This window comes from Pseudarthrobacter oxydans, assembly GCF_030812335.1.
GTDB lineage: Bacteria > Actinomycetota > Actinomycetes > Actinomycetales > Micrococcaceae > Arthrobacter > Arthrobacter oxydans_B.
The window spans coordinates 425,265-437,254 of sequence record NZ_JAUSSN010000003.1 but is presented as its reverse complement, the minus strand read 5'-3'; the positions used below and the strand labels follow the sequence as shown (position 1 = coordinate 437,254).

The window sequence follows — 11,990 nt, the reverse complement described above, 5'->3', positions numbered from 1 at the left end:
TGAAACCACCGATAGACGGAAAGCTGTGATCACTTTGCTCGCGAACGGAAATGAACGCTTCGACCTCTGGGCGCCGGAAGCGGGCACCGTGACGCTGCTGGCCGACGGCCGGCACTACCCGATGACCCGGCGGACCGGCGTCGGGGCCGGCCCTGACGGGTGGTGGACCGCCCCGGAGGCCCCGGCCTCCGGGGACGTCGACTACGGCTACCTGCTCGACGGGGACACCACCCCGCTGCCGGACCCCCGGTCCCGGCGGCAGCCCGAGGGCGTCCACTCCCTGTCGCGCACGTTCGACGCCGGCAGCCACGAGTGGGCGGACGGGCAGTGGCAGGGCCGCGGGCTGCAGGGGGCCGTGATCTACGAGCTGCACCTGGGGACCTTCACCCCCGAGGGCACGCTGGACGCGGCCATCGGGAAGCTCGACTACCTGGTGGACCTCGGCATCGATTTTGTCGAGCTGCTGCCGGTGAACGGCTTCAACGGCACCCACAACTGGGGCTACGACGGCGTCCTCTGGTACGCCGTGCACGAAGGCTACGGCGGACCCGCCGCTTACCAGCGTTTCGTGGACGCCGCGCATGCCGCCGGGCTCGGCGTCATCCAGGACGTCGTCTACAACCACCTCGGCCCCAGCGGGAACTACCTCTCCCGGTTCGGGCCGTACCTGAAGTCGGGGGAGGGCAACACCTGGGGCGACTCGGTGAACCTCGACGGCCCCGGCTCCGACACGGTGCGCCAGTACATCCTGGAGAATGCTGCGATGTGGCTGCGCGACTACCACGTGGACGGGCTGCGGCTCGACGCCGTGCACGCCTTCAAGGACGAGCGGGCCGTCCACCTGCTCGAGGAGTTCGGTGCGCTCGCGGACGAAGTGTCCGCCGAAACCGGCCGTCCCGCCACGATGATCGCCGAGTCGGACCTCAACGACCCGCGGCTGCTCTACCCGCGCAACCTCAACGGCCACGGCCTGGCCGGGCAGTGGAGCGACGATTTCCACCACGCCGTCCATGTCAACGTCAGCGGGGAGGCCACCGGCTACTACGCCGACTTCGAATCCCTCGAGGCCTTGGCCAAGGTCCTGGTCGACGGCTACTTCCACGACGGCAGCTACTCCAGCTTCCGCGGGCGCCACCACGGCCGGCCCATCAACACCGGCCTGGTCCACCCGGCGGCGCTGGTGGTCTGCAGCCAGAACCACGACCAGATCGGCAACCGGGCCACCGGGGACCGGCTGTCGCAGACCCTGGGGTACGGACAGCTGGCGCTCGCCGCCGTCGCGACCCTGACCTCGCCGTTCACGCCGATGCTGTTCATGGGCGAGGAATACGGCGCCACCACGCCGTGGCAGTTCTTCACCTCGCACCCGGAGCCGGAGCTCGGCAAGGCCACGGCCGAGGGCCGGATCCGCGAGTTCGAGCGGATGGGCTGGGACCCCGCCGTCGTGCCCGACCCGCAGGACCCGGAGACCTTCACCCGCTCCCGGCTCAACTGGGCCGAAGCCGCCGAAGGTGACCACGCCCGGCTGCTGGAGCTGTACCGGCAGCTGATCGCGCTGAGGCGCGCGACGCCGGAACTCGCCGGCCTGGGCTTCGAGGACACCGCGGTGGCCTTCAGCGAAGCCGACCGCTGGCTCCGGCTGCGCCGCGGCAGCGTGGAGGTCGCGATGAACTTCTCCGCCGCACCGAACCGGCTCGCCGTTGCCGGCAGCACTATCGCCCTGGCGACCGACGGCGGCGCGCGCCTCGCGGACCGCCAGCTCGACCTCCCCGGCCACAGCGCCGCCATCATCTCAAAATAGGACAGGACAGTACGCATGACTTACGTAGCAGCAGACACCCGGTATGACTCCATGCCCTACCGCCGCGTGGGACGCAGCGGGCTGAAGCTCCCCGCCATTTCACTCGGCCTGTGGCACAACTTCGGCGACGACAAGCCCTTCGAAACCCAGCGCGCCATCCTGCGCCGAGCCTTCGACCTCGGCGTCAACCACTTCGACCTGGCCAACAACTACGGGCCGCTGGCCGGCTCCGCCGAGACCAACTTCGGCCGGCACCTCAAGGACGACTTCGCCCCCTACCGGGACGAGCTCATCATCTCCACCAAGGCCGGCTACAACATGTGGCCGGGCCCGTTCGGCGAATGGGGCTCACGCAAATACCTGCTCGCCAGCCTGGACCAGTCGCTGAACCGCATGGGCCTGGACTACGTGGACATCTTCTACAGCCACCGTCCCGACCCGGAAACGCCGATGGAAGAGACCATGGGCGCCCTGGACCACGCGGTCCGCTCCGGGAAGGCGCTGTACGCCGGCATCTCCTCCTACACCCCGGAACAGACCCTCGAGGCCGCCCGGATCCTGAAGGAGCTCGGCACCCCGCTGCTGATCCACCAGCCCAGCTACTCCATGCTGAACCGCTGGACCGAAAACGGCAGCCCCAACCTGTACGAGGCGCTGGAACAGGTGGGGGCCGGCTCGATCGCGTTCTCGCCGCTGGCGCAGGGCATGCTGACCGACCGCTACCTGAACGGGATCCCGGCCGATTCACGCGCCGCCCAGGAGAAGTCCCTGGCCGAGGACAGCATCACCGAGGACAAGCTGGACCGGGTGCGGGGACTGCACCGCATCGCCGAGGGCCGCGGGCAGACCCTCGCGCAGATGGCCATCGCCTGGATCCTGCGCGACCAGGGCAAGGGCACCTCCGTGACCTCCGCCCTGGTCGGCGCGTCCAGTGTCCGCCAGCTCGAGGACACCCTGTCCGCGATCAACAACCTCGGCTTCACGGCCGCGGAACTGACGGCGATCGACGAGTTCGCCGTCGAGTCCGACATCAACCTGTGGGCGCAGAAGTCGACTGCCTAGCCTGCCCCGCCCGCCGTGCCTGCCCCGCCCACCCGTCATACGGGCGGGCGCGGCGGCCGGGAACAACTCGGGTCCCCGCGCCGTTGACTAGAATGCTAAGGGCGCCGTACGGCGCCGTGCCCGTTGCCGCCGTCGTGCATCAGAGTACTTCCGCGCCGGGCACATGAAGTTGTCCCCAAAGGAGTTCCGTGTCTTCACATCCGATTCGTGTTGCAATCGTCGGCGTAGGTAACTGCGCCACCTCGCTGGTCCAGGGCGTCGAGTACTACCGGGAGGCCGACCCCAAGGCCACGATTCCGGGGCTGATGCACGTGGAGTTCGGCAAGTACCACGTCAACGACGTTCAGTTCGTTGCCGCGTTCGACGTCGACGGCAAGAAGGTGGGCCTGGACCTGGCCGACGCCATCCTGGCCAGCGAAAACAACACCATCAAGATCGCCGACGTCCCGCCGACCGGTGTCACCGTCCAGCGCGGCCCGACCCTCGACGGGCTCGGCAAGTACTACCTCGAGACCATCGAGCAGTCCACGGAGGAGCCGGTCGACGTCGTCCAGGCCCTCAAGGACGCCAAGGTCGACGTGATGGTCTGCTACCTGCCGGTCGGGTCGCAGGAAGCCGCGGAATACTACGCCCAGTGCGCGATCGACGCCGGTGTGGGCTTCGTCAACGCCCTGCCGGTCTTCATCGCCGGCACCAAGGCCTGGGCGGACAAGTTCACCGCCGCCGGTGTCCCGATCGTGGGCGATGACATCAAGAGCCAGATCGGTGCCACCATCACGCACCGCGTCATGGCCAAGCTGTTCGAGGACCGCGGCGTCACCCTGGACCGCACCTATCAGCTGAACGTCGGCGGCAACATGGACTTCAAGAACATGCTGGAGCGCGACCGCCTCGAGTCCAAGAAGATCTCCAAGACCCAGGCCGTCACCTCCAACGTCGAGGCCGACATCGCCCCGCGCGACGTCCACATCGGCCCGTCGGACTACGTCCAGTGGCTCGATGACCGCAAATGGGCCTTCGTCCGCCTCGAGGGCCGCAACTTCGGCGACGCCCCGGTGTCGCTCGAATACAAGCTGGAGGTCTGGGACTCGCCCAACTCCGCCGGCGTGATCATCGACGCCATCCGCGCCGCCAAGATCGGCCTGGACCGCGGCATCGGCGGCCCGCTGCTCTCCGCCTCGAGCTACTTCATGAAGTCCCCGCCGGAGCAGTTCAACGACGACCTCGCCCGCGACAAGGTCGAGGCCTTCATCCGAGGCGACCTGGAGCGCTAACCCCCGCTTCCCCTGCTCCGCCGACGCTCCCGCACCTGTGGTGTGGGAGCGTCCTGCGTCTCAGACGCTCCCGCACGTCTGGCAGCTACCACCCCGATCCTCCCTCACGTTGTGCAGGTATCGCCGGATCGCTCCCTCAGGTGGGGCTGGAAAAACCTGCGGCCGACGACGGGCTGAGATACGCGGTGCGGAGGATTCGCTTGATCTTGGCGGTGGCGTCGGCGAAGCCGTCCGCAAGGTCCTCATTTGTCAGGACGAGCACCGTCCATCCCGCTGCCTCGAAGGCTTTGTCACGACGGCGGTCGCTGTGGATCTGGGCGGGCAGCAGGTGGTGGGCGCCGTCGTATTGGACGGCCAGCCGACGACGGCGGTACCCCAGGTCCGCAGTCGGGGAACCAGGCCTCTCCGGACGAAGGGGGAGCTGGAGCTCCGGCTCCGGGAGGCCTGCGTCGCATATCGCCAGGCGCAGCAGTGTTTCCTGACCTGAATCGGATCCCACCCGCATCAAGTCCAGGGCCGCCCGGGCGCGGACGATTCCCTGAAGGTTCGGGTGGCGGTTCACCATTGAACGCAGCCCGTCGATGGTCGCGAAGGGCTCGCTCCGGCCCTCCAAGCCGAACCGGGGAATCCGAACGAGTTCGTCACCCATGCAGACCAATTCGGGAAGGCTCAACCGCCGGGCAAGGTCGAGCCATGTCCGCGGAGGCGTGCTGATCCGGATGCCGTCCGCCGATTCGACCTCATCTTCCCAGGCCAGGACCGTGTGCCCAATGATGCCCTTGCGCCGGACCTCGGGCAGCGCCCGCGGCTTGCTCAGGTGAAGCTCCTCAGAGTCCGAGAGCCACGGAGGCAGGAGCTGACATCGGAGTATGGCGGCGGTGACGTGCGAGATCCAGGCCCCGGGCGTCGCAACGGACAACGACCGAGCCGCCGCCTCCAACCCGAAGCTCCATTCCACGGGCCGGTAGAGACCTCTGCTGACATGACTTATGTCAGAATGCCTGAGCCTGGTTCTCGGCACTCCCAGGGACCGGGCATCGGCGATTGTGAAGGGTCCTGCGCCGAGTGGACTTGGAAGCTCCGTTCGCTCTCTCATGCTGGAATTGTGAACCCAAACGGATAACCGTGTAGAAGTTATCCACAGGCGCCCCGGATCAGCGCGTGGCAGTAGGTTCGGTTTCCGACGATCCCCTTGGAGCGCCGCGCCGAATGTGAGGGAGGGTTGGTTGGAGGGACGCCGGATGTGAGGGAGGGTTAAAATAGGCCGACGGGGTTTCCTTCGGCGTCGACGTCCATGCGCATCGCGGCCGGGACTTTCGGGAGCCCCGGCATGGTCATGACCGCGCCGGTCAGGGCCACGATGAAGCCGGCGCCGGTCTTGGGGATAAGGTCGCGGACGTGCACGGTGAACCCCTTCGGGGCGCCGAGCTTGCTCGCGTCGTCGCTGAAGGAATACTGGGTCTTCGCCATGCAGACCGGGAAGCCGGACCAGCCGTTCTTCTCGATCTCCGCGAGCCGCTTGAGCGCCGGGACGGAGAAATCCACGCCGTCGGCGCCGTAGATCTCCTGCACGATCGTTCGGATCTTGTCCTCCACCGACATCTCCAACGGGTACAGGTGCCGGAAGGTGTGCGGCGCCTCAATGGCCGCGGCGACCTTGGCCGCGAGTTCGTCGCCGCCGTCACCGCCGCCCCCGCGGCCCCAGACATCGGCCACGGCCGCCTGGACGCCCTCCGCGGCGCACCATTCCAGCAGCCAGTCCAGCTCCTCCCGGGTGTCCGTGGCGAACTTGTTGATCGCCACGACGGGGGTGATGCCGAACTTCTCCACGTTCCGCACGTGGCGCTGGAGATTGACGACGCCGGCGGCCAGCGCGTCCAGGTCGGGCTCCTTGAGCTGGTCCTTGGGGAGGCCGCCGTGCATTTTCAGGGCCCGCACGGTCGCCACAATGACGACGGCGGACGGGGCGACGTCGGCGACGCGGGACTTGATGTCCATGTACTTTTCCGCGCCCAGGTCGGCGCCGAACCCGGCCTCGGTGATGACGATGTCGGCCAGGCTGCGGGCGGTCTGGGTGGCGATGAGGGAATTGCAGCCGTGGGCGATGTTCGCGAACGGTCCGCCGTGGACCAGCGCCGGGGTCCCGGCAATGGTCTGCACCAGGTTCGGTTTGATGGCGTCTTTGAGCAGCATGGTCAGGGCGCCCTGGACACCCAGCTGGGCGACCGTGACCGGCTGCCGGTCGTAGGTGTACCCGAAGGTGATCCGGCCCAGCCGTTCCCGGAGGTCCGCGAGGTCCGTGGCGAGGCAGAACACCGCCATGATCTCCGAAGCCACGGTGATGTCGAAGCCGTCCTGCCGCGGGATGCCCTGCGTCGGGCCGCCGAGGCCGATCACGACCTCGCGCAGCGAACGGTCGTTCATGTCCAGCACCCGCTTGAAGGTAATCCGGCGCGGGTCGATGTTCAGCTCGTTGCCCTGGTAGATGTGGTTGTCCACGAGGGCCATCAGGGCGTTGTTCGCCGAGGTGACGGCGTGGAAATCGCCGGTGAAGTGCAGGTTGATCTCGTCCATCGGCAGCACCTGGGAGTAACCGCCGCCCGTGGCGCCGCCCTTCATGCCCAGGATCGGCCCGAGCGACGGCTCCCGCAGTGCAATCATCACCTTGTGGCCGGCGCGGGCGAGGGAATCCGCCAGCCCCACCGTCGTGGTGGACTTGCCTTCACCGGCCGGGGTGGGGGACATCGCCGACACCAGCACCACCTTGCCGGGGGCGCCGGGCGCAGCGCCCGTTGACCCGGCGAGCTTGGCAGGGTCGATCTTGGCCTTGTAGCGGCCGTGGAAGTCCAGCGCCTCGGCGTTGATCCCGGCGGCCGCGGCAATCTCCTCGATCGGCCGCATGGTGGCCCGCTGCGCGATCTCCAGATCACTCAGCACGGCGGCGGCTCCATCGGCCGGCTCGGCAGTGCCCGCGGCGCCATCGGCCGACTCGGCGGCGCCGGCAGCTCCGGCCGGCTCGACAGCTCCGGCGGCGCCCGCGACACCGGCACCTCCCGCAACACCGGCGCCTCCCGCGGCTGCTGTGGCGGCTGATCCGGGAATCGTGGTTTCAGACATCGTCGTCCTTTGGCTCGTGGCGGCGGTGGGTGTGCCGGCCAGTGGGTTCAGGCCGCTGTTACCGGCCGATGGTTCCGGGTGCGGGCGTATGGCCCACCGGAATGGTCAGGTTTCCAAAGTACTGGCTCAACGCCGTGTGGTAGCTCTCCAGCGTGACCGCGGCGGTTCGGTGCCAGCCGAATCCCTCCGCGTGCAGGGCGGCCGCGCGGCCCATGTCCGCACGGGTTGCCGGGTCGTCGTACAGGGCTTCGAGCGCGTCGGCCCAGTCGGCGGCCTTGTGGCCCTCCACGAGCATCCCGGTCCGGCCGTCGAAAACGGCACGGGACAGCCCGCCGACCTTGGTGGCGACCACCGGCGTGCCGCAGGCCTGGGCCTCCAGCGCCACAAGACCGAACGATTCACTGTAGGACGGCATCACCACGACGTCGGCGGAACGGAACCAGCCGGCCAGCTCCGGTGCGCTGACCGGCGGATGGTGGGTCACGACGTCGTCCATTCCGGCGGCGCTGATCAGCGACTTCAGGTCAAAGTCCTTGGCCCCGCTGACCGCGCCGACGATGGTCAGCTGCAGGTCGATGTCCGGACGCCTGTTCCGGAGCAGGGCGGCGGCCTTGACCAGGATCTGCGGCCCCTTGAGGCGCTGGATCCGGCCGGCGAACAGCAGGTGGAACCGGCCCGGCGGGATCCCGTGGGCGGTCCGGGCCCGGCTGCGGAAGGCCGGGGTGAAGATGTCCAGGTCCACCCCCGGCGGGGCCACGTCGATGTGGTCGTTGTCGGCGTGGTAGTGCGAGACCAGTTCAGCCGCTTCGGTGCCAGTGTTGGCGATTAGCCGGGTGGCGCCGTCGACAATCCGCTGTTCGCCGTCCTCGCGCCGCCGCGGCTCGGGCTGCTCGCCGGAGACCAGCAGCAGGTTCTTGACCTTGGCCATGGTGTGCATGGTGTGCACGAGCGGCAGTCCCCACAGGCTGGCGAGCTCCAGTCCGGCCACCCCGGACACCCAGTAGTGCGAATGGATCACGTCGTAGCGGCCGTGCGGCTGGAGCTGGCGGATGCGGTCGATTTCGGCGACCATGCTGTGCAGCAGTTCGGGAAGTTCTTCCTTGGGCAGCTTCCGGGCCGGGCCGGCCATGACGTTGTGCACGCAGACCCCGGGGGAGGGGTGCTCGACGGCGGCCTGGCCGGCGGAGGTGGACCGGGTGAAGATCTCGACCTCGACGCCGGTGTCGGCGAGGGCCGCGGCGAGCGCGCGGATGTACACGTTCATGCCCCCGGCGTCGCCGGACCCGGGCTGCTCCATCGGGGAGGTGTGCAGGGAGAGGAACGCGACGCGGCGGATCAGCGACATTCTTTTCCCTTCCTCCTGGAACACGCCCGGAACTGCATTTCGATAAAACACTACTCCTGAAAATCCCGCGGGTTCATAGGCCGGTGGGCGGCGCCGGTCACAGCGCCGGGCATGCTGCTAACGTGACGGCTGTGAGCACACGCGAAGAGACCGATTCCACCGCCCCGGGCTGGGACATCCGGCCCGCCGCCGGGACGGACTGGCCGGCGATCTGGGGGATCCTGGAACCTGTGATCAGGGCCGGGGAGACCTTCACCTGGGACCGGGACACCACCGAGCACCAGGCCCGCGAACGGTGGTTCAAACAGCCCCCGGGGCAGACCTTCGTCGCCGTGGGCCGCGGGGAGCTCGACGGCGTGGTGCTGGGCACCGGGGAGCTGCACGCGAACCAGGGCGGCGGCGGAAGCCACGTCGCCAATGCCGGGTACATGGTCCACCCGGCGCACGGGGGCAAGGGCGTGGCCCGCGGGCTGTGCGCCTACTCGCTCGACGCGGCGCGGGCGGCCAGATTCCGCGCCATGCAGTTCAACGCCGTCGTGGAAAGCAACGTCCGGGCCGTGGCCGCCTGGCAGTCCCTGGGCTTCGAGGTGCTGGCCACCATCCCGGAAGCGTTCCTGCACCCTCGGCTGGGCTATGTGGGCCTGCACCTGATGTACCGCAGGCTGTAGCGCCGGGCACTCAGGGCTCCCCGCGCCAGAGCTCCTTCAGCTCCGGGAACGCCGCCTCGTACCCGGCCAGCAGTTGGCCCGCGAGGTCCGCGGAGCCGACCAGCGGGTGCCCGGCGAACGCCGCCAGCGCCGCGTCCCGGCGGCCCTGGCCCGTCGACCCGGCGTCCCGGCTGGTCGCCGTCACGACGAGCCGTTCGACGTCCTTGACCTGCCGGAGCAGTGCCAGCTGGGCCGGGGCCGGGCGCTCCTGCGGCAGCGGCACCACGCCGTCGGGCGTCACCCGGCAGGGAACCTCGACGACGGCGTCCGCGGGCAGCCCCGGGATCGCCGGCGCCGCGGTGCCCCCGCCGGAGCCGCCAGCATTGTCGTTGGGGGTGTTGGGGGTGTTGGGGGTGTTCAGGATCAGCTCCGCTGCGCCGCCGCCGGAGAGTGCGCGCATCACCGCGAGGGCGACGCGTTCGTAGCCGCCGCCGGCCAGGTCGGTCTCGTCCCGGCGCTCGCCGGCTGCACGGGCCTCGGCAAGATAGCCCTCCTCGCGGGAACGGCGCGCGGCGTCCCACAGCCGGAAGGCCTCCGGCCCGGCCGCCGCGAGCCGCGGATAGAGCTCGGACTGCTGCCGGTCGATGGACTCGCCGCGGGTCGTGGGGGAGGACCGGATGCCGGCCAGGGCGCGTCCGGTCTCGTAGTAGTAGTACAGGTACTCGTTCGGCAGGCACCCCAGCTTCGCCAGGAAGGGCTGCGGAAACAGGCGTCCCTCCTCGAAACCGGCCAGGGCGTCGGCGTCGGCCAGCAGCCCCGGCAGCGCGTCCCGGCCACGGGAGACCAGCCGGTACAGCCAGCCGAGGTGGTTCAGGCCGTAGTAGCCCACGCCGTCGAGCGTGCCCTCCGGCAGCGCGACGCCGGCGGCGTTCGCCGCCCGGTGCACCAGGCCGCTGGCCGAATCGCAGATGCCCACCACCTTGCGGCCGAGCACCGGGACCAGGGCTTCGGTGACCATGCCGGCCGGGTTCGTGAAGTTCAGCAGCCACGCGTCGGGGCAGTGGTCCCGCATCCGGGTGGCGAGATCCAGCATGCGGGGGATGGACCGCAGCGCGTAGGAAATGCCGCCGGCCCCCGTGGTCTCCTGGCCCAGGAGTCCGAGGTCCAGGGCGACCCGCTCGTCGGCGGTGCGGCCGGCTGTCCCCCCGGGGCGGATCGCGGCAAAGACCAGGTCCGTGCCGTGCAGCGCCTCGGCCAGGGAAGTGGTGGCGCGGACCGCGGGAAAGGCGGCGGCGCCGGGCGGGTGCTGCCCCGCGAGGGAGGCCAGGACGGCGTTGATGGCGGCGAGCCGGGCGGGATCGACGTCGTACAGCACCAGTTCCCGGACCAGCCCGGCGAAGGGGCCCGCGCAGAGCGCCCCGTAGACCAGCGGTACCCGGAATCCGCCGCCTCCGGCAATCATCAGCCGCATGCCGACAGTCTATGCACTGCGGCAGGTTCCCGGGCCCGGCAGGCGCCTTTCCAGCGGTCCCGGGACGGCGTACTGTGCATACATGGACGCGATACCGACGCGGCGTTTTGACCCGCTTGCCTCCGTCCGAACCCCGGGTGCGGAGGGCTTTGACCTGCTGCTGACCGGGACCGTTTTCCAGGACATCATCTTCACCGGGCTCCCGCACGCGCCGGTCGCCGGCACCGAGATCTGGAGCGACGGGATGGGCAGCTGCCCCGGTGGTGTGGCCAACCAGGCCATCGCCGCGGCACGGTTGGGGCTGCGGACCGGGCTCGCGGCAGCGTTCGGTGATGACGGCTACGGCGACTCCAACTGGAAGATCCTGGCCGGACAGGAACACATTGACCTGTCGCTGTCCCGGAAGATCGCCGGCTGGCACTCCCCGGTCACGGTGTCCCTGAGCGTGGAGCACGACCGGTCCATGGTGACGCACGGCCACCCGGCGCCGGTGAGCTCCAGCGAACTGGTCGGCTGCCCTCCGCCGGCGCTCGCCGCCGTCGCGGAGCTCGGCGAGGAGCTGGAGCCGTGGGCGCTCGACGCGCACAAGGCCGGGGTCCGGCTGTTTGGCGACGTCGGCTGGGATCCCACCGGGGTCTGGTCCTCGGCGCGGCTGGACAACCTGCGGTACTTCCACGCCTTTATGCCGAACCAGCACGAGGCGATGGCCTTCACCGGGCACGACAACCCGTGGGCGGCGCTCTACGCGCTGGCGGACAGGGTGCCGGTCGCCGTGGTGACCCTTGGGCCCCAGGGCGCCATGGCCGTGGACTCCGAAACGGGTGAAGAGGAGTGGGTGCCGTCGCTGCCGGTGTCCGCCTACGATCCGACCGGCGCGGGGGACTGCTTCGGCGCCGCGTTCATTGTCGGCTGCCTGGCCGGCTGGCCGCTCGGCGACCGGCTGCGGTTCGCCAATCTCTGCGCCGCCCTGGCCGTGCAGGAGGTCGGCGGCTCGCTCGCCGCCCCCGGCTGGGGGGACATCGCCGACTGGTGGCAGCGGGCCAACGCCCGGAAGGAACGCCAGAGCAGCCAGTGGCTCCGGCGCTACAGCTTCCTCGCGGACATCGTCCGTGACGTGCCGCCGGAAGCGCAACGGCGGGCGACGGCGACTATCGCGCACCTTTCGGACGCGTAGCAGGCTCCCCTCCGCTGGACATGCCCTCCCTGCGGACCTAGGAGCGGGCATAATGCCAATGTGCCCAGCCACGGGCTCGAACACTGGACATGTCCCCGA

At 69.6% G+C, this 11,990-nt stretch carries 9 protein-coding genes; 5 read left to right on the top strand and 4 right to left on the bottom strand.

Translation table 11 applies throughout. The features are described 5' to 3' along the window. Window positions 1–28 precede the first annotated feature (28 nt). The 3 genes from treZ to J2W14_RS07210 all read left to right on the top strand — a co-directional run bounded on the left by treZ (window position 29) and on the right by J2W14_RS07210 (window position 4,137). The gene (treZ, locus tag J2W14_RS07220; RefSeq protein WP_307460623.1) at window positions 29–1,801 is read left to right on the top strand and encodes a malto-oligosyltrehalose trehalohydrolase; all 1,773 of its coding nucleotides are present in this window, start codon (window positions 29–31) and stop codon (window positions 1,799–1,801) included. Between the two features lie 15 nt (window positions 1,802–1,816). Then, window positions 1,817–2,863 (top strand): L-glyceraldehyde 3-phosphate reductase, encoded by a 1,047-nt coding sequence (gene mgrA / locus J2W14_RS07215; protein WP_307460435.1) that lies wholly within the window; start codon window positions 1,817–1,819, stop codon window positions 2,861–2,863. A gap of 188 nt (window positions 2,864–3,051) precedes the next feature. Then, window positions 3,052–4,137 (top strand): inositol-3-phosphate synthase, encoded by a 1,086-nt coding sequence (locus J2W14_RS07210; protein WP_307460432.1) that lies wholly within the window; start codon window positions 3,052–3,054, stop codon window positions 4,135–4,137. A gap of 136 nt (window positions 4,138–4,273) precedes the next feature. On the opposite strand, the gene J2W14_RS07205 is transcribed toward J2W14_RS07210, so the two are convergent. The 3 genes from J2W14_RS07205 to mshA form a co-directional block, all read right to left on the bottom strand. Further along, window positions 4,274–5,056: an endonuclease domain-containing protein gene (locus J2W14_RS07205; protein ID WP_307460429.1), complete on the bottom strand. Its 783-nt coding sequence runs from the start codon at window positions 5,054–5,056 to the stop codon at window positions 4,274–4,276. Between the two features lie 335 nt (window positions 5,057–5,391). Continuing rightward, window positions 5,392–7,254 (bottom strand): formate--tetrahydrofolate ligase, encoded by a 1,863-nt coding sequence (locus tag J2W14_RS07200; RefSeq protein WP_307460427.1) that lies wholly within the window; start codon window positions 7,252–7,254, stop codon window positions 5,392–5,394. Between the two features lie 58 nt (window positions 7,255–7,312). Next, on the bottom strand, window positions 7,313–8,599 hold the full coding sequence (gene mshA, locus J2W14_RS07195; protein WP_307460424.1) for a D-inositol-3-phosphate glycosyltransferase: 1,287 nt from the start codon (window positions 8,597–8,599) through the stop codon (window positions 7,313–7,315). A 131-nt stretch (window positions 8,600–8,730) separates the two neighbouring features. On the opposite strand from mshA, the gene J2W14_RS07190 reads away from it, so the two are divergent. After that, a complete protein-coding gene (locus J2W14_RS07190; RefSeq protein WP_307460421.1) occupies window positions 8,731–9,267 on the top strand; it encodes a GNAT family N-acetyltransferase in 537 nt (178 codons plus the stop codon). A gap of 10 nt (window positions 9,268–9,277) precedes the next feature. Here J2W14_RS07190 and J2W14_RS07185 read toward each other — a convergent pair whose 3' ends face one another. After that, complete coding sequence (locus tag J2W14_RS07185; RefSeq protein ID WP_307460419.1) at window positions 9,278–10,717, bottom strand: family 4 glycosyl hydrolase; 1,440 nt, start codon at window positions 10,715–10,717, stop codon at window positions 9,278–9,280. An 82-nt stretch (window positions 10,718–10,799) separates the two neighbouring features. On the opposite strand from J2W14_RS07185, the gene J2W14_RS07180 reads away from it, so the two are divergent. Next, complete coding sequence (locus J2W14_RS07180) at window positions 10,800–11,891, top strand: PfkB family carbohydrate kinase (RefSeq protein ID WP_307460416.1); 1,092 nt, start codon at window positions 10,800–10,802, stop codon at window positions 11,889–11,891. Window positions 11,892–11,990: the final 99 nt, after the last annotated feature.